Annotated in this window: 15 protein-coding genes and 5 tRNA genes; 13 read left to right on the top strand and 7 right to left on the bottom strand. The window is 40.9% G+C overall.

The window, feature by feature from the left end:
• The first annotated feature begins 26 nt into the window (after window positions 1–26).
• The 8 genes from lysS (at window position 27) to rnb (ending at window position 8032) form a co-directional block, all read left to right on the top strand.
• Entirely contained in the window at window positions 27–1532 is a 1506-nt protein-coding gene (gene lysS / locus ACPEEM_RS01920) for a lysine--tRNA ligase (protein WP_424402587.1), read from the top strand.
• 53 nt (window positions 1533–1585) lie between these two features.
• Window positions 1586–2257 (top strand): cytidylyltransferase domain-containing protein, encoded by a 672-nt coding sequence (locus ACPEEM_RS01915; RefSeq protein WP_424402586.1) that lies wholly within the window; start codon window positions 1586–1588, stop codon window positions 2255–2257.
• Between the two features lie 143 nt (window positions 2258–2400).
• Complete coding sequence (gene queC, locus ACPEEM_RS01910; RefSeq protein ID WP_424407548.1) at window positions 2401–3075, top strand: 7-cyano-7-deazaguanine synthase QueC; 675 nt, start codon at window positions 2401–2403, stop codon at window positions 3073–3075.
• 3 nt (window positions 3076–3078) lie between these two features.
• Window positions 3079–3504: a 6-carboxytetrahydropterin synthase QueD gene (gene queD / locus ACPEEM_RS01905; RefSeq protein ID WP_424402584.1), complete on the top strand. Its 426-nt coding sequence runs from the start codon at window positions 3079–3081 to the stop codon at window positions 3502–3504.
• A 5-nt stretch (window positions 3505–3509) separates the two neighbouring features.
• Entirely contained in the window at window positions 3510–4139 is a 630-nt protein-coding gene (locus tag ACPEEM_RS01900) for a 7-carboxy-7-deazaguanine synthase QueE (protein WP_424402583.1), read from the top strand.
• A 228-nt stretch (window positions 4140–4367) separates the two neighbouring features.
• On the top strand, window positions 4368–5123 hold the full coding sequence (locus tag ACPEEM_RS01895; RefSeq protein ID WP_424407546.1) for a Nif3-like dinuclear metal center hexameric protein: 756 nt from the start codon (window positions 4368–4370) through the stop codon (window positions 5121–5123).
• An 86-nt stretch (window positions 5124–5209) separates the two neighbouring features.
• The gene (gene fabI, locus ACPEEM_RS01890; RefSeq protein WP_424402581.1) at window positions 5210–5992 is read left to right on the top strand and encodes an enoyl-ACP reductase FabI; all 783 of its coding nucleotides are present in this window, start codon (window positions 5210–5212) and stop codon (window positions 5990–5992) included.
• Between the two features lie 60 nt (window positions 5993–6052).
• Window positions 6053–8032: an exoribonuclease II gene (gene rnb, locus ACPEEM_RS01885; RefSeq protein ID WP_424402580.1), complete on the top strand. Its 1980-nt coding sequence runs from the start codon at window positions 6053–6055 to the stop codon at window positions 8030–8032.
• Window positions 8033–8214: 182 nt separating this feature from the next.
• On the opposite strand, the gene ACPEEM_RS01880 is transcribed toward rnb, so the two are convergent.
• The 5 genes from ACPEEM_RS01880 to gltX all read right to left on the bottom strand — a co-directional run bounded on the left by ACPEEM_RS01880 (window position 8215) and on the right by gltX (window position 15175).
• Entirely contained in the window at window positions 8215–10035 is a 1821-nt protein-coding gene (locus ACPEEM_RS01880) for a DEAD/DEAH box helicase (protein ID WP_424405501.1), read from the bottom strand.
• Between the two features lie 107 nt (window positions 10036–10142).
• Window positions 10143–11036 (bottom strand): lipoprotein NlpI, encoded by an 894-nt coding sequence (gene nlpI / locus ACPEEM_RS01875; RefSeq protein WP_424402575.1) that lies wholly within the window; start codon window positions 11034–11036, stop codon window positions 10143–10145.
• An 84-nt stretch (window positions 11037–11120) separates the two neighbouring features.
• The gene (pnp, locus tag ACPEEM_RS01870) at window positions 11121–13268 is read right to left on the bottom strand and encodes a polyribonucleotide nucleotidyltransferase (protein WP_424407544.1); all 2148 of its coding nucleotides are present in this window, start codon (window positions 13266–13268) and stop codon (window positions 11121–11123) included.
• A gap of 300 nt (window positions 13269–13568) precedes the next feature.
• Window positions 13569–13644 (bottom strand) — tRNA-Ala (locus ACPEEM_RS01865).
• Between the two features lie 88 nt (window positions 13645–13732).
• Window positions 13733–15175, bottom strand: a complete 1443-nt coding sequence (gene gltX, locus ACPEEM_RS01860; RefSeq protein WP_424407542.1) for a glutamate--tRNA ligase — start codon at window positions 15173–15175, stop codon at window positions 13733–13735.
• A 183-nt stretch (window positions 15176–15358) separates the two neighbouring features.
• Between gltX and ACPEEM_RS01855 the strand changes: the two genes are divergently transcribed.
• From ACPEEM_RS01855 to ACPEEM_RS01835, 5 genes are all read left to right on the top strand, one after another.
• Window positions 15359–15434, top strand: a tRNA-Val gene (locus ACPEEM_RS01855).
• A 49-nt stretch (window positions 15435–15483) separates the two neighbouring features.
• A tRNA-Val gene (locus ACPEEM_RS01850) sits at window positions 15484–15559 on the top strand.
• A gap of 50 nt (window positions 15560–15609) precedes the next feature.
• Window positions 15610–15685, top strand: a tRNA-Val gene (locus ACPEEM_RS01845).
• Window positions 15686–15746: 61 nt separating this feature from the next.
• Window positions 15747–15822: transfer RNA gene (locus ACPEEM_RS01840), tRNA-Val, on the top strand.
• Between the two features lie 130 nt (window positions 15823–15952).
• Complete coding sequence (locus tag ACPEEM_RS01835) at window positions 15953–16741, top strand: glycosyltransferase family 32 protein (protein WP_424402572.1); 789 nt, start codon at window positions 15953–15955, stop codon at window positions 16739–16741.
• 170 nt (window positions 16742–16911) lie between these two features.
• Here the strand turns inward: ACPEEM_RS01835 and thrC are convergent, their stop codons facing one another.
• Together thrC and thrB are read right to left on the bottom strand one after the other, a co-directional pair.
• Window positions 16912–18189 carry a threonine synthase gene (gene thrC, locus ACPEEM_RS01830; RefSeq protein ID WP_424407540.1) on the bottom strand — a complete coding sequence of 426 codons (1278 nt, stop codon included), beginning with the start codon at window positions 18187–18189 and terminating at the stop codon, window positions 16912–16914.
• A gap of 19 nt (window positions 18190–18208) precedes the next feature.
• Window positions 18209–19165: a homoserine kinase gene (thrB, locus tag ACPEEM_RS01825; protein ID WP_424402570.1), complete on the bottom strand. Its 957-nt coding sequence runs from the start codon at window positions 19163–19165 to the stop codon at window positions 18209–18211.
• Between the last annotated feature and the right edge of the window lie 9 nt (window positions 19166–19174).

The raw sequence follows: 19174 nt of genomic DNA, 5'->3' as shown, positions 1-19174 counted from the left end.
CATATTAAAAAAATTAGGTAATAAAAATGTCAGAACAAACTCAAGAACTTGATCTTAACGGTGAAATGTTAGTACGCCGTGAAAAACTTGCAGCCTTACGTGCGAAAGGCAATCCTTTTCCTAATACCTTTCGTCGTAATGCTCTAGCACAAGAGCTACACACCCAATATGACGAACTCGACGGCGACACATTAAAAGCACAAGAAATTGAAGTGAGCGTGGCAGGACGTATTATGACCCGTCGAGCGATGGGTAAAGCCACCTTCATTACATTACAAGATATGTCAGGTCGTATTCAGCTTTATGTAGCAAGAGATAATTTACCCGAAGGTGTTTATGCTGATGATGTAGGTCACTGGGATTTAGGGGATATTGTTGGGGTAAAAGGCACCCTATTTAAAACCAAAACCAATGAACTGACAGTCAAAGCACACAGCGTTGAATTATTAACCAAAGCCCTACGCCCATTACCCGATAAATTCCACGGCTTAAGCGATCAAGAAACACGCTACCGTCAACGTTATCTCGATTTAATTTCCAATGAACAATCACGTCGCACTTTTATCATTCGCTCAAAAGTGATTGCAGGCATTCGTGACTATTTCATTTCTAAAGGCTTTATGGAAGTGGAAACCCCAATGTTACAAATCATTCCGGGTGGCGCTTCTGCACGTCCATTTATCACTCACCACAACGCCTTAGATGTGGATATGTATTTACGTATTGCCCCTGAACTTTACCTAAAACGTTTAGTGGTTGGTGGTTTTGAGCGTGTGTTTGAATTAAACCGCAACTTCCGTAACGAAGGGGTGTCTATTCGTCATAACCCTGAATTTACCATGCTTGAGTACTACCAAGCCTATGCGGATTATCACGATTTAATGGATAACACCGAAGAATTATTGCGTAAATTAGCCCTCGATATTTTAGGGACGACAATCGTGCCTTATGGTGAATACGAATTTGATTTCGGCAAACCGTTTGAACGTATCACCATGCACGATGCAATTCTAAAATATGGGGCAGATAAAGGGATCGTCAAAGAAGATTTATATGACTTTGATCGTGCCGTTGCGGTAGCAAAAAAATTAGGCATTGAAGTACAAAAATCTTGGGGCTTAGGTAGCTTGGTGAACGTGATTTTTGAAGAAGTCGCCGAACATCATTTGATTCAGCCAACATTCTTAATGGCACACCCAGCGGAAATTTCGCCACTTGCTCGCCGTAACGATGAAAACCCAGAAGTGACCGATCGTTTTGAATTATTCATTGGTGGACGTGAAATTGGTAACGGTTTCTCTGAATTAAACGATGCGGAAGATCAAAACGAACGCTTTGATGCACAAGTTGCAGCAAAAGAAGCGGGCGATGATGAAGCCATGTTTAAAGATGAAGACTTTGTGACCGCACTTGAACATGGTCTTCCACCGACTGCAGGTGAAGGCTTAGGCATTGACCGCTTAGCCATGTTATTTGCCAATGCCGCCTCAATTCGAGATGTCATTTTATTCCCTGCGATGAAGCAGAAATAACTCTCTCAACAAAAAGGGCATACTGCCCTTTTTTTCTCAATAGGAGCGTATTTATGACCAATATCGCCATCATCCCCGCTCGAGCAGGTTCGAAAGGGATTCCAGATAAAAATCTCCAATCTGTTGGTGGGCATTCTCTGATTGGCAGGGCTATTTTAGCGGCTAAAAATGCAGACGTATTCGATAAGATTGTGGTCACCTCTGATGGAGATAACATTTTACGCGAAGCCGAAAAATACGGGGCTATTGGTATTAAAAGACCAGCAGAATTAGCACAAGACCATTCCAGAACCATTGATGCTATTCTCCATGCTTTAGAAAGTTTAAATATTCATGAAGGGACTTGCACGTTATTGCAACCAACCAGTCCATTGCGTGATCATTTAGATATCAAAAACGCTATGGATATGTATATTAACGGTGGCGTTTATTCGGTTGTCTCGGCATGTGAATGTGAACACCACCCTTACAAAGCGTTTTCGTTAGGGGAAAATCACGAAGTATTGCCTGTTCGACATATTGCCGATTTTGAAGCGGCTCGCCAAACGTTACCCAAAATGTATCGTGCAAACGGTGCCATTTACATTAATGACATTGCACAATTATTGAAAGAGAAATATTTCTTTATTCCACCCATCAAATTCTACTTAATGCCAAGCTATCGTTCTGTGGATATTGATGTGAAACAAGATTTAGAACTTGCGGAAATTTTAGCCAATAAATAACCGTAAGATTGTCCTGAGTGGGGAGATTGTTTTCAGTTTTTTAGCTGAAATCAACTCGCCACTCTTTATTTTTTATAGTGGTTCGTAAACCTCCCACTTAGGTTATCCCTTGTGATAACCGAAAACAAAACTAGGAAAACAACATGAACATCACCAATCCAAACGGCAACCGTAAAGCGGTTGTGATTTTTTCTGGTGGACAAGATTCCACCACCTGTTTATTCCAAGCCATCCAAGAATATGGTGTGGAGAATGTGGAAGTCGTCACCTTCCAATACGGTCAACGCCATGCCATTGAGCTTGAAAAAGCGGCGTGGATTGCCCAAGATCTTAGGGTAAAACAAACCGTAATTAACACCTCTGTGATTAAAGCCATTACCCAAAATGCCTTAATGGATGAAAACGCCAAGATTGAACAGCAAGGCAACACCCCAAATACCTTTGTGGATGGGCGTAATGCCTTATTTTTACTGTATACGGCGATTTATGCTAAAGGTCAGGGGATTCAAGATATTATCACTGGCGTCTGTGAGACGGATTTTAGTGGTTATCCTGATTGCCGTGATGTCTTTATTAAATCCATGAATGTGACCTTAAATCTCGCTATGGATTATCAATTTAATCTTAAAACCCCTTTAATGTACCTCACCAAAGCCCAAACATGGCAATTGGCAGATGAACTAGGGGTACTTGATTACATTCGTCAACACACACATACTTGCTATATGGGCGTTGAGCAAGGCTGTGGTGAATGCCCAAGTTGCCTGTTGCGAGAAAAAGGCTTAAATGAATATTTATCAACCAAAAGTGCGGTCTAATTTATGTTTAAAATTGCGAAAGAATTTAGTTTTGATATGGCACATATGCTCGATGGACACGATGGCAAATGCAAAAATTTACATGGGCATACTTACACACTTCAAGTAGAACTTTGTGGGGAATTACACCAAAATGGCCCGAAAAAAGGTATGGTCATTGATTTTTCTGATTTAAAAGCGATTGTCAAACAACGCATTTTAGACCCGATGGATCATGCTTTTATCTATGATTGCACCAGCGAAAAAGAATCCAAAGTAGCGAGTTTATTGCAGTCGTTAGATTCAAAAACCTTTTCTCTGTCCAGCCGAACCACCGCAGAAGAAATGGCTCGCTTTATTTTTAATTGCTTAAAATATGAGGAAAACTTACCCGTTTCAGCCATTCGCTTATGGGAAACGCCAACCTCATTTTGTGAATATAAGGAATAAGTGCGGTGCAAATTCGAGAAGTTTTCGAGCCTGAATACAATATTGTTGAGATCTTTGAAAGTTTACAAGGGGAAGGGTTTAATACGGGTATGCCCAGCATTTTTGTGCGTTTTGGCAAGTGTAATCTTGCTTGTCCTTGGTGCGATACCCCTTACAACCAATATACCACTTGGACACTTAGCCAGATTCTACAAAAAGTGCGGTCATTTTCTGCGAAGAATATCATTATCACAGGTGGCGAACCGACCATTGTGCCTAAAATTGGCTTTTTACTTGATGCCTTAAAAGCGGAAGGCTATTTTTTGGCAATTGAAACCAACGGATTAAAAGCCATTCCTCACCAAATTGATTACATCGCAACAAGTCCTAAACGTTTGTATCAGCACAAATACCAACAAAAATGTATTCCCTTTGCTCATGAAGTGCGGATTGTGGCGGATGATAATGTGCTAGAGTTTTGTGAACAAATTGAGCAACAGATCCGATCAGAACATTATTATCTCTCACCTTGTGAGATCAATGGTGAAATGAATTTACTGGCAACCATTACACAAATAGGTCTATTAAATCAACGAGTTAATAAACCAAAATGGCAACTGAGCATCCAAACTCATAAATTAATTGGGATTGAATAAAAGGTGATTTTTCATCACTCGCCTAATTTTTTAGCTTGATCACTATATAGTAAAATATATAATGACTATTATGTCTAATTTGAAGTAGTTAATACGCTTGGCTAATGCGAAGACTCCCCCATAATCTTGTAAAAAGATTTTCGCATTAGCCGTTTTTTTTCTTCTTATTCCAGTCTAAATCCTTTACCATGGCATTTATTTATTCTCGTCCACCTCATTTAAAAATTTATGAACAATCTTGAACTTGAACAGATTTTAAATCAAAAACTGAATGCCCTAGCCATTTCCGATTATGCCCCTAACGGCTTACAGGTCGAGGGAAAAAAAGACATCAAAAAAATCATCACGGGCGTGACGGCAAGCCAAGCCTTAATTGAATATGCAGTCAGCCAACATGCCGATGCCATTTTAGTGCATCATGGTTATTTTTGGAAAAGTGAAAATCCTTGCATTCGGGGTATGAAAGGAAAACGCATTAAAACCTTGCTCATCAATGACATAAATCTATATGGTTACCATTTACCTTTAGATGTCCACCCTGAATTAGGCAACAATGCTCGGTTAGCCTCGTTACTCGGCATTGAAAATTTGCAACCTTTAGAGCAAGGGGCAATCAGTATTCCCGTTTATGGCACATTAAACACCCCGTTAACAGGCGAAGCCTTAGCACAACGTATTGAACAGGTGCTACGCCGTAAACCGTTAGTGTGTAGCGATAATGCACCGCAATACATTCGTACCGTGGGCATTTGCACGGGGGGCGGACAAGGCTATATTGATTTAGCCGCAAGCCAAGGCATAGATGCTTTCATCACAGGGGAAGTGTCTGAACAAACCATTCATTCTGCCCGAGAGCAAGGTATCCATTTTTTTGCTGCGGGTCATCATGCTACGGAACGTTACGGGATTAAAGCATTAGGAGAATGGTTAAAAGCAGAATATGATCTTGCAGTAGAATTTAAGGATATTGATAATCCTGCTTAAGCCGTGAGAGATAAGGTCAGCTTTGTATTTATTCACTTTTTCACTTATACTAGCCAGAATTTTTAACATACGAAAAGGTATTGATTATGGGTTTTTTAACAAATAAACGTATTTTAATTGCGGGTGTCGCAAGCAATCGTTCCATCGCTTATGGTATTGCACAAGCGATGAAACGTGAAGGAGCCGAATTAGCCTTCACTTATCAAAATGATAAATTAAAAGGTCGTGTAGAAGAATTCGCCAAAGAATTAGGCTCTGAGATTGTGATTCCTTGTGATGTGGGGACAGATGAAAGCATTGAAAACTGCTTTACTGAATTAGCTAAACATTGGGATAAATTTGATGGTTTCGTGCATTCTATTGCCTTTGCACCAGGTGATCAATTAGATGGTGATTATGTCGATGCGGTTAATCGTGAAGGATTCCGTATTGCTCACGATGTCAGCTCATACAGCTTCGTGGCAATGGCAAAAGCCGCACGTCAGATGTTAAATCCTAATTCCGCCTTATTAACCCTATCTTACTTAGGGGCTGAACGTGCTATTCCGAACTACAATGTCATGGGCTTAGCAAAAGCCTCTTTAGAAGCAAACACCCGTTTTATGGCGGCAGCATTAGGGAAAGATGGTATCCGTGTGAATGCCATTTCTGCAGGTCCAATCCGTACCTTAGCCGCATCAGGGATTAAAAACTTCAAAAAAATGCTCGCAAACTTTGAGCAAACCGCACCATTACGCCGCACAGTCACAATTGAAGATGTGGGTAACTCTGCCGCATTCTTATGTTCAGATTTAAGTGCAGGTATCACAGGTGAAGTTTTACATGTGGATGCAGGTTTCAGTATTGTTGCCATGGGCGAACTTGAATAAGTTTTAAGTCTTATATAAGAGCGGACGTCTGTCCGCTTTCATTTTTTATGGATATCTCCAATGTTCCAAAATAATCCCCTCCTTTCTCAATTAAAACAACAAATCCGAGAGAGCAAACAGCAAGTCGAAGGTATCGTAAAAGGTTCAGATAAAGCCTTTGGTTTCCTTGAATGCGATAAAAAAAATTACTTTATCCCGCCAGCTGCCATGAAAAAAGTCATGCATGGCGACAAAATCAAAGCCTTAATTGAAGTGATTGGCGACAAAGAACAAGCCGAACCCGACCAATTAATTGAACCAATGTTAACGCGTTTTATTGCTCGAGTGCGTTTTAATAAAGATAAAAAACTGCAAGTCCTCGTGGATCATCCACAAATTAATCAACCCATTGGGGCAACACTGGCTAAATCAGTCAAAGAGGAATTACAAGAAGGTGATTGGGTGGTGGCTCACTTAAAGCACCATCCATTACGAGATGATCGTTTTTTCTTCGCTCAAATTCAGCAATTCATTTGTCAAGCCAATGACGAACTCGCCCCTTGGTGGGTGACGCTAGCTCGCCATGAACAATCTCGCTACCCTGTGCAAGGATTGAGTGAGTATCCGATGCAAGATGAACAAAACCGTGAAGATTTAACCGCACTTCATTTTGTTACCATTGATGCAGAAAGCACCAAAGATATGGACGATGCACTGTATATCGAACCGTGCTACCAAAATGAACAACAAACAGGCTGGCATTTAGTGGTGGCGATTGCTGATCCAACCGCTTACATTCCTCTAGATTCCCCTATTGATCAAGAAGCCAAACAACGTTGCTTCACCAATTATCTACCAGGTTTCAACATTCCTATGCTGCCACCTGAGCTGTCTGATGATCATTGTTCATTAATGAAAGATGAAGTTCGCCCAGCCTTGGTGTGCTATATCAGTACCGATTTAGCGGGGAACATCACAGAAAAACCGCGTTTTGTGTCGGCTTATGTAAAATCCAAAGCCAAATTAGTGTATGAGCATGTGTCTGATTATTTAGAAAATATGCCGAATGCATGGCAACCCGAAAGCCCACAAACGGAACAACAAATTCAATGGCTACATCAATTTACACAAGTGCGTATTTCATGGCGACAACAACATTCTTTATTATTTAAAGAACAGCCAGATTATTCCTTTATTTTGGCAGAAAACGGCAAAGTAAAAGAGATTAAAGCGGAATACCGTCGCATCGCCAACAAAATTGTGGAAGAATGCATGATTATCGCCAATATCTGTGCCGCACAATACTTAAGTGAGCATGCACAATGTGGCATTTTCAATACCCATACGGGCTTTGATAAAAAGCATTTGGAATCCGTACAGCAATTTTTATTGACCCACCTTGCGGATGAACAACGTCATGCGGAATTAGCACAACGTTATTCACCGGAAACCCTTGCTACCTTGCAAGGTTACTGCCAAATGCGTCACGACATTGAAACGATTGAAGGCAACTATTTAGAATTACGCTTACGCCGTTTCCTCACGTTCGCAGAATTTAAAGCAGAACTGGCTCCTCATTTTGGCTTAGGGCTAACGGGCTATGCAACATGGACGTCCCCTATTCGCAAATATTCAGATATGATTAACCATCGCTTAATTAAAGCGACCTTGAGCACAAAAACCTATCAAAAGCCAGAAGAAGCAATATTAGTGCGTTTGCAAGAAGCTCGCCGTCAAAACCGTTTAGTCGAGCGAGATATTGCAGACTGGTTATATTGTCGTTATCTGTCTGACAAAGTGGAACAAAAGCAAATCTTTAAAGCAGAAGTGCAAGATGTGATGCGTGGTGGCTTACGAGTTCAATTATCAGAAAATGGTGCCTCAATGTTTATTCCAGCCTCACAGCTACACGGAAATAAAGAGGAAATGCAAGTGAACACCGATGAATTAATCTTGTATATCAAAGGTGAAATCGCTTATAAAATCGGCGATATTATTGATGTTCAATTACTTGAAGTGAAAGAAGAAACTCGCAGTATTATTGGCACGATTGCTCAATAACGTAAAATAGGTGGGGCAAATGAATGCAACCACCTATTTTTTGCTTGAAAAATTGACGCTATTTAGTCATAAAATCAGTGTATTAATCGGTTGGATATTGAGCCCACCCATTAAAGTGCGGTCAGTTTTACAATTCTTTTGAAAAACCTACCGCACTTTGTCAGCCGACACAGGGTTTCGGCTTATTTTTTACGTTCTCTACGAGGACGATCATTAAACGAACGTGCCCCTTTTTCCTTGAATTTGCGATCCTCACGACCAAAACGAGGCTCATCACGACCTTTACGTTTTCCACCACCACGACGCTCAGAAAAATCATCACGCTGACGACCAGCGCCAGCATTCCCAGCACTCACAAATGACATTTGCATCGGTTTATTCATCACACGGGTTTTACTAAAAATATTCAGTAACTCTTTTGGCATCCCTTGTGGTAATTCGATAGTGGAGTAATCATCATATAACTTAATATGACCGATATAACGACTATTAATATCACCTTCATTGGCAATGGCTCCCACAATATGACGCACCTCTGCACCATCTAAGCGACCTACTTCAATACGATAGAGATCCATCGCTTGTGGTGTACCGTAACCTCTTCGTTCTGCTGAACGTGGATTTTCACGCCCACCTCGTTCACGGCGATCGGAACGATCACGAGCCGCTTTGCGATCAATAATAGGATCAGCAGGTAAAATCAGCTTCTGTTTACCCTGTAAAAGCATCAACATTGCCGCAGTAATATCTTCTTGATCTTGATCTGCGGTAAACATGTCTTCAAGTAAACTACGATAAAGCCCTAAATCATGATGTTCCAATTGTAAGGTAATTTTGGCTTTAAATTTTTCACGACGGCAAGCCTGCAATACTTCATGATTCGGGACTTCAACTTCCGTAATCGGTTTTTTCGTCAATTGCTCAATATTGCGTAATAAACGGCGTTCACGTGGTTCAACAAACAATAAGGCACGACCTGTACGACCCGCACGACCTGTACGACCAATACGGTGGACATAGGATTCTGCATCAAGTGGAATATCGTAATTCACCACTAAACTAATACGTTCAACATCTAAACCCCGTGCGGCAACATCGGTCGCCACCAAAATATCTAAGCTACCATTTCTTAAACGATCTAGGGTTTGTTCACGCAATTGCTGTGTCATATCACCATTCAAAGCTGCTGCACGGAACCCATGCTTTTCCAATAGCTCTGTAACATCTAATGTGCCTGTTTTAGTGCGGGTAAAAATAATCGCCGCATCAAAGTTTTCCACTTCTAAGAAACGTAATAAGGCATCATTTTTACGAAAACCATGCACATACCAACAACTTTGTGTAATGTCTGGATTGGTTGTTTGCGTTGATTTAATTTTAATCTCTTTTGGATCTTTCATGAAACGCTTGGTAATGCGACGGATCGGTTCAGGCATTGTGGCAGAAAAAAGCGCGGTTTGATGTTCTTCTGGCAATTCTGCCATGACGGTTTCCACATCATCAATAAAGCCCATGCGTAGCATTTCATCAGCTTCATCTAATACCATAAAGCGTAAATTGGAGAGATCCAACGTGCCACGACGAATATGATCTAAAATACGCCCTGGTGTTCCCACCACTACCTGTGCACCTTGTTTTAATGCACGCAGTTGAATGTCATAACGTTGTCCACCATAAAGCGTGACAATTTTCACCCCTTTGGCGTGTTTACAAAAATGTTCACAGGCATCTGCCACTTGAATGGCTAATTCACGGGTGGGTGCCATCACCAGCATTTGTGGATATTTTTTATCTAAATCTAATTGTGCTAATAAAGGAAGAGAGAAAGCTGCCGTTTTACCACTCCCCGTTTGTGCCATACCCAACACATCATGCCCTTCTAATAAATAAGGGATACAAGTTTGTTGAATGGGAGAAGGGGTCTCAAAACCTAAATCAGAGACGGCATTAAGAAGAAATTCAGGCAAGCCTAAATCGTTGAAAGTCATTGTTGTTTCAGTCATTAAAATACTCGAATATAAAAAAGAAATGCTCACTCAATGTGAGCTGTGTAATAAAATGTTGTTCATATATGCACGTTTCACAACAGCCAATAGCTAAATGATAGCCATTATTGGTTTGAGCGTTGCTTCAATTTCATTAGCTCAAACACAGCAAAACGATACTCAACGAAGTTATACACTTGGTTTGCGACGGCCAGTTTGAAAAGTGTTTCTGCTTTATCAACTTGACCTAAATTGAGTTGTTGTTTTGCTAGATAAAAATAGGTTTCAGTCAGAATCCCTGCATAATTTACCGATGAAGATTCTGCAAATTGCCGTGCTTTAGAAAGCAATTCTTCGACTGATAAGTTTCCCAAATAATATTGAACGATATACGACCCCCAATTTTCATTAGAAAGGAAATGGGAGCGTGATGCCAAATTTTGTTGCGCGTCCTGCGGATGACATTTTAACTCATTTAAATAAAGCCATAATACACGGTAAGGATCTGATTTATCTAATTGATAAAATTGAAGAAAATCCTTTTGAGCTAATTCATAGCGTCCAACGTAATAAAAGTTCAATCCTCGATTGAGAAAAGCATATTCATACCCTGGCTCAAGCTCAAATACCGTATTAAAGGCTTCAAGGGAACTGTCATAATCTTGTTCCAGTAATAAATATAAGCCAAAGTAATTAAACGCTGCAGCTAACTTCGGGTGCAACGCTAATGCTTGTTGAAAATCATAACGTGCTAGTGCCCACATGCCTAAGCTATCGTAGATAACACCTCGTTCGAAATGTAAAATAGCACGTTCTTCTTTTTTCAACTTCCCAACAAGCAAAACTTGACCTATCTGAGCAATCATCACTTCATGTTCAAAATGATCATTCGGATTTCGTTCTTCCAACATAATGTTATTATTTTGCATAAACACAGGTTCAACATGTATGCAACTGACCAATAATAAAAAACAAGGGAAAAACCAGATGAAATTTAACAACCGTTGACGTTGTATCATCTCAGATAGCCTTAAAGCACAATGTTGTGCTTGTCAGAATAAAAAATTACAGCACTCAATCATTGAGTACTGTAATCTTATTTTTTATTGCACCTGTTCCTCTGCGTTGCCTTGTTCAGCAACAGCATCAGCTTGCTCCTGTTTTGGTGCAATGTCTTTCATGGTTAAGCGAATACGACCTTGACGATCAATTTCCACCACTTTCACCGTCACTTCTTGACCTACAGCAAGGTAGTCGCTCACTTTCTCAACACGTTCTTCAGCAATTTGAGAAATATGGACTAAGCCTTCTTTGTTACCCACGATAGAAACAAAGGCACCAAAATCTGCTAAACGGGTAACTTTACCTTTATAAACTGCACCAGCTTCTACTTCCGCAGTAATGTCTTCAATGCGAGCCATCACGTCTTTTGCAGAATGCCCATCTACAGCGGCAATTTTCACTGTGCCATCATCATCAATATCAATAGAAGTGCCAGTTTCTTCTGTTAATGCACGAATGGTTGCCCCACCTTTACCAATCACATCTTTGATTTTCTTCGGATCGATCTTCATGGTGTATATACGTGGTGCAAAATCAGAAATATCTGCACGTGGTGCTGGGATAGCTTGTTCCATTACGCCTAAAATATGTAAACGTGCACTTTTCGCTTGGTTTAATGCAATTTGCATGATTTCAGCAGTAATACCTTCAATTTTAATGTCCATTTGAAGTGCGGTGACCCCTTCACGAGTCCCTGCTACTTTAAAGTCCATATCACCTAAGTGATCTTCATCCCCTAAGATATCTGAAAGCACGACAAATTTTTCGTCTTCTTTCACTAAGCCCATGGCAATACCAGCAACGGCGGCTTTAATTGGCACACCCGCATCCATTAAGGCTAACGATGCACCACATACTGATGCCATAGAAGAAGAACCATTTGATTCAGTGATTTCTGAAACCACACGCACGACATAAGGGAATTCCGCTAAGGTTGGCATCACGGCGGCGACACCACGTTTAGCTAAACGACCATGACCGATTTCACGGCGTTTTGGTGAACCCATCATGCCCGTTTCACCCACAGAATATGGAGGGAAGTTATAGTGGAATAAGAAGTGATCTGAACGTTCGCCAGTGAGCTCATCAATAATTTGAGCATCACGTTCAGTACCTAAAGTCGCAACCGCTAACGCTTGTGTTTCACCACGGGTAAAAATTGCGGAACCGTGAGTACGAGGTAAGACGCCTGTGCAAATATCTAAGGCACGGACAGTATCTACTCGACGACCATCAATACGTGGTTCACCAGCAATAATGCGACTACGTACGATTTGACTTTCAAGTGCGGTGAAAATATCAACAATTTTCCCTTCACTGATTTCTTCGCCTTCTGACACTTCTGCCGTGATTTGAGCAATAACGTCTGCTTTGATTGCATCAATTTGCTCATAGCGAGCTTGTTTTTCAGTAATACGATAAGCTTCACCTAAACGCACTTCGGCAATGGCTTTCACTTTTTCAATTAATGCGGTATTCGGTTCTGGTGCAACCCAATCCCAACGTGGTTTACCTGCTTCTGCGGTAAATTCTTTGATGGCTTCAATCACCACTTGTTGTTGCTGGTGACCAAATACCACCGCCGCAAGCATTTGTTCTTCGGTTAATACATCAGCTTCCGATTCCACCATCAATACTGCTTTATCTGTACCTGCAACCACTAAGTCTAAACGACTTTGTTTTTGTTCATTCATGGTTGGATTAAGCACAAATTGGTTATCAATAAAACCGACACGTGCGGCACCAATTGGCCCATTAAATGGCACGCCAGATAAAGAAAGTGCGGCAGATGCACCAATCATTGCTACTAAATCTGGGCAAATTTGTGGATTAACTGAAACCACCGTTGCCACGATTTGGATTTCGTTATAAAAACCTTCAGGGAAAAGTGGACGAATAGGACGGTCAATTAAACGTGCAATTAAAGTTTCCCCTTCAGAAGGACGGCCTTCACGTTTAAAGAAACCACCTGGAATACGTCCAGCGGCATAAGTACGCTCTTGATAATTAACTGTTAATGGGAAAAAGTCTTGACCTTCTTTCACGTCTTTTTTGGCGACAACCGTTACAAATACAGTGGTATCGTCCATACTTGCCATGACCGCTGCCGTGGCTTGACGAGCAATTGCACCCGTTTCTAACGTAACAGTATGTTGACCATATTTAAATTGTTTAACAATTGGATTCACTTGAACTTTCCTTTTAATGTAGGTTAATAAACACCTATTATGTTATTAACTTTTGAATAAAACCTGTGCTTTATTTTCCCAATTGCGACTAGCAGAAATAATTTTATTTCATACCGCACTTTTACAATCTCATTGATTGCTAACATACTAAAAGCAAAATCATTTTTGATAGCCGCATGCGTTAAGACAAAAAATAAAGCTCGGCTATTATACAGGCTTTAATGGAGGATTGGTAATTTATTTTCAGACTAAAACAAAGAATAATCTTTAAAAATGAAGTTAAAGAATTAAAAGATGATTTGGTGGAGATAATCGGGATCGAACCGACGACCTCTTGCATGCCATGCAAGCGCTCTCCCAACTGAGCTATATCCCCACATCAGAAATGTCGTGGCGGTAATAATAAATTCCGCCACGTAAGCTGTCAACATTAAATTTGTGATATTGAATCGCTCGCTTAAATATTAAGCATTCTGATTTTTGATAAAATCAATGGCTCTTTGAATACGAGCAAGCGTACGAGCTTGACCAATCCCCACCAAAGTCACGTCCATAGACGGGGATTGACCAGAACCTGTTACCGCAACACGTAATGGCATGCCGACTTTGCCCATGCCTAATGCTAATTCAGTCGCAGTTTGTTCAATCGCTTGGTGTGTGCTGTGTAAATCCCAACTTTCAAGTGCGGTCAATTTTTCTTTGACTTTCTCAAGTGGCTCAATTGCAGCCGCTTTGAAATGTTTTTTCACTGCTGCTTCATCAAAACTATCAAACTCTTCAAAGAAATAACGGCTTGAGGCAGCCATTTCTTTCAAGGTCTTACAACGCTCTGCCAACATTTTCACAATGTCTTCTAACGCTGGGCCATTTGACGTATCAATGCCTTGATCTTGATAATGCCATGCTAAATGTTTCGCCACATACTCTGGTGGTAATTCACGAATATAATGATGATTTAACCACAACAGTTTTTCAGTATTAAATGCACTCGCCGATTTACTCACGCTCTCAAGCTCAAATAACTTGATCATTTCCTCTACGGAAAAAATTTCTTGATCGCCATGTCCCCAACCTAAACGCACTAAATAATTCAATAAGGCTTCAGGTAAATAACCATCATCACGATATTGCATGACACTGACTGCACCATGACGCTTGGATAATTTTTGTCCATCATCACCTAAAATCATGGAAACGTGAGCATAAGTTGGGATAGGGGCACCTAATGCTTTGAGAATATTAATTTGACGAGGGGTATTGTTAATATGATCTTCACCACGAACCACATGGGTAATGCCCATATCCCAGTCATCGACCACCACACAGAAGTTATAGGTAGGTGAACCATCTGTACGACGAATGATTAAATCATCAAGTTCTGCATTGCTAATTTCAATTCGACCACGCACGGCATCTTCAAATACCACAGTTCCTTCTGTTGGGTTTTTAAAACGCACCACATGAGGCTGATCTGGCGATTGTGCATGATCATCTAAACAATGACGATCATAACGTGGTTTTTGTTTATTCTGTTCTTGTGTATGGCGTAAATCTTCTAAACGTTCTTTTGTGCAATAACAACGGTATGCAAGTCCTTGCTCAATCATTTGATCAATCACTTGGTTATAACGATCAAAGCGTTTTGTTTGGAAATAAGGCCCATGTTCCCAAGCTAAATTTAACCATGTCATGCCTTCTAAAATCGCCGCAGTGGCTTCTGGGGTTGAACGTTCTAAATCTGTGTCTTCAATACGTAATACAAATTCCCCCTGATTATGTTTGGCATATAACCAAGAATATAATGCCGTTCTTGCTCCTCCGACGTGTAAATAGCCCGTTGGACTGGGTGCAAAGCGTGTGCGAACTTTTACATTCGGGTCTAAATTAAATAATGCTTCTAATTTCATGATATAACCTTTATCTCACTTTCATTTCATCGAAAAAAATTTGTGCCACATTGTACTATGAGTTTATACAATTCCGAATAAATTTTGTGATTTCATGCTTATTTTTAAAACAAACTCGCTTTTTTTTGAAAAAACTTGTTGACTGAAAAGAACTAATAATTATAATGCCACCTCACAACATCAGGGCGATTAGCTCAGTTGGGAGAGCACCTCCCTTACAAGGAGGGGGTCACTGGTTCGAGACCGGTATCGCCCACCACTTTTCAACAAAGTGTCCTAGTATGTTGTAAAACTTAGAATTTTATGAAGGGCGATTAGCTCAGTTGGGAGAGCACCTCCCTTACAAGGAGGGGGTCACTGGTTCGAGACCGGTATCGCCCACCACTTTTAAGTGTTCCACTTCATAAAATTCCCCAATGTTTTAAGTCTCAAGTGGGCGATTAGCTCAGTTGGGAGAGCACCTCCCTTACAAGGAGGGGGTCACTGGTTCGAGACCGGTATCGCCCACCACTTAGACTTAAAATAACGCTTCATAACTTTGTCATTTTTACTCAAAAATGCAAAATCTGAAGGGCGATTAGCTCAGTTGGGAGAGCACCTCCCTTACAAGGAGGGGGTCACTGGTTCGAGACCGGTATCGCCCACCACTTCTTCTCAAAACATCTTCTCTTTCATTAAGTCTAAAGCATCATCTATTTCATTAAGCCTTTTGTTCTTTACGCAATAAAATGGTAAAGTAGCGACGATTATCTCTTTCAAATAGAATGGAATTTTACGATGTATAAACCCGTTAAACACAAAACGTTTATTCTCATTGCCAATGGCATGACTCGTCTCCTAGGTAACATAGTTAAAACCTTAAGCTATCCTTTCCATGCCCTGTTTCCTAAAAAGCGTTTCACGATTCCTAACTTTAGTGGGGCAAAACGCCAGTCTCACAAGAAAACCAAAATCAATCGTGTTATTTGGCAAACCAATTACAGCAACCAAGTCACCTTACCCGTTTACTGTAATTATTTATTCAACCGCTTATTATCCTTAAGTTATGAATACCGTTATGTAAGCACCGAAGAGCGTGCAGAATACATTAAAACCCATGCGGACGAACGCACTTTCAATGCCTATAGCAAACTGACTGACGGTGCAGCACAAGCGGATTTCTGGCGAATTTTCACCTTATATCATGAAGGTGGTATTTATATGGATATTGACGGGCATTTAGTGTGGTGCTTAGACAGCATCATTGATGAAGAAGATAATGAAGTGGTCATTTCTCGCCGTGGGCGTTATACCAACTTCTTTTTAGCCAGTGCTAAAGGCAATGCCTTTTTAAAAGAAACATTGGAGATCATTATTCAAAATATTGAGCAAAAACGGATTGAAGGTGGCGTGTTTGCCTTAACAGGGCCAGAAACCCTTATTCAAGCATTGGAAAATAAAACGGTAAATTCCCGATTAGATAAACTCACTTGCTCACAAGGCACATTTACCAATGAATACTTCCAATACATGGATAAAAAGCGTGGCAAATGGATTCATGCGAAAAATGAGGATTTGCTAAAATAACCCTCGCTGAGCCCACACAAAGTGCGGTCACTTTTCAAAAAGTTTTGCTTTTTTCCGACTAAATTTGCAATTTTTGCGATGAAAGAGAAAATCCTCATAAGCATCACTTATGAGGATTTTTTGTGAAAACAGACCGCACTTTTCAGCTCAGTGTGTGCGTGTTTATCCCTTTACTTGGCTAATAAATACTGACGTAGCTGGGCAAAATCATTTTCCATCACATCAGAAAGTAACGGAAGTTTGTCGTGTTTGGCTAAGGCTTCCGGCAAATCCAACTCAAGAGATAAAATACGTTCTACACTTTCCTTAAATTTCGCAGGGTGTGCGGTACAAAGGAAAATACCTGTCTCGCCCACTTGCAGATCTTGTTTCAACACACGATAAGCCACAGCACCATGTGGTTCGCATAAATACCCTTTCGCATACATTGCTTTGAGTGTTTCTTCCGTTTCACTGTCATTTACGGCATCAGAATGTAAGTCTGATAATGCCCAACCATTACGTTTAAAGAGTTCTTCCACTCGTGGCCAGTTATTCGGACGGCTGACATCCATCGCATTGGATAAGGTTGCCACGGTGTCATTCGGTGCCCAATTTCCACTGCGTAAATAACGTGGTACCGTATCATTCACATTGGTTGACGCCACAAAACGTTTAATCGGTAAGCCTAACGATTTGGCAATTAACCCTGCCGTTAGGTTACCAAAGTTACCACTTGGCACCGAAACCACAAGATTATCACGAGTCGCTTTAGGCAATTGTGCAACCGCTTCAAAGTAATAACAAACTTGGGCTAATAAACGGCTAATATTAATGGAGTTTGCAGAATTTAAGCCGATAGCTTGGCGTAATTCGGCATCATCAAAGGCTTGTTTCACTAAGGCTTGGCAAGCGTCAAAATCCCCTTTAATCGCCACCGTGCGGATATTGCCCCCTAATGTGCAAAATAGCTTTTCTTGTAACGGACTGATTTTGCCTTGCGGATATAAAATCACCACATCAATATTTTTTAAACCATAAAATGCATGAGCCACTGCTGCCCCTGTATCGCCTGAGGTTGCCGTTAAAATGGTAATTTTGCCATCGCCACGCACGCTAGCTAATGCTTGAGCCATAAAGCGACCACCAAAGTCTTTAAACGCTAACGTTGGACCGTGGAAAAGTTCTAAGGCATACACGCCCTCTTCCACTTTGGTGATAGGGGCGGGAAAGGTGAAGGCATTTTGCACCATTTGTGCCAACTGACTGTCGGCAATTTCTTCACCAATTAATGCAGCCAAGATTTTTTGGCTACGCTCAACTAAAGGTAATGCAAGCAACCCTTCAATATCCTCAAAATGTGGGAGCGTTTCAGGGAAAAATAAACCTTGATTTTTACCTAGCCCTTGACGTACTGCTTGGGCGAAATTGACCTGTTCTTCAGGGTGTTTAATATTATATAAATTCATATGCTTTTCCGTTATTCAATTAATCGAGTGCTCTCGCCCCTTGATTATCCACTTTGCAAATGTGCACAAAGCCTTCGTTATTTTGTAAATAATGAGTTTCTAAATAGGTTGAAACTTTCATTGCCGTGGCTAAATCAGGTGCGATGGCAAACATGGTTGGGCCAGATCCTGAAATCCCTGTGGCTAATGCCCCAAGATCTCGTGTAGCTTGTTTGACTTCGGCAAAATTAGGTAACAATGATTCACGATAAGGCTCGGCAATCACATCTTTCATCATTAATGCCGCTAATTGAGCTTGTTTCGTATGACAAGCATGAACAAAACTGCCCAAATAACGAGCCTGTGAAATCACCTCTTGTCGCGTATAGCTTTTTGGCAATATGGCACGGGCTTGTGCGGTGGACACTTCAATCCCTGGGTAAGCAAGCACCCAGAACCACTCATCAAAGAAAGGTAAACTCTGGCAAATATTGCCTAAGGATTCCACCATCAGTTGCACCCCACCTAAATAGCAAGGTGCAACATTATCATAATGCACAGAACCCGAAATACGCCCTTCTAGCTCACCCATCATTTCCAATAATTCCATTTTAGAAAATGGTTCCACATCCCCTTCACGATGAAATTTATTTAACGCCACTAAGGTTGCGACGATCGAGCACGCACTCGATCCTAACCCTGAACCAATTGGCATATTTTTTTCTAAGGTTAAGCGAAGTGGACGCACTGTAATATTGCGAAGTTTCAAACGCTCACTAAATAACACATAAGCTTGATACACAATATTTTTTTGCGGTTCTTTAGGTAATTTTCGGACAAAATAACCCGCACTTTCTAATTCAAAGCCCTCAGGAATGGCGTCGACTTGAACCACATCACCGAGCAATGATCCATCAATCGGGGACAATGCTGCCCCCAAGGTGTCAAATCCGACGCTTAAATTTGCACTCGATGCTGGTGCATAAATTCTGAGCATTTCATTCTC

It is taken from the genome of Pasteurella pantherarum, from assembly GCF_049670885.1.
Classification (GTDB): domain Bacteria; phylum Pseudomonadota; class Gammaproteobacteria; order Enterobacterales; family Pasteurellaceae; genus Pasteurella.
This window is presented reverse-complemented; position numbering and strand designations above follow the sequence as displayed.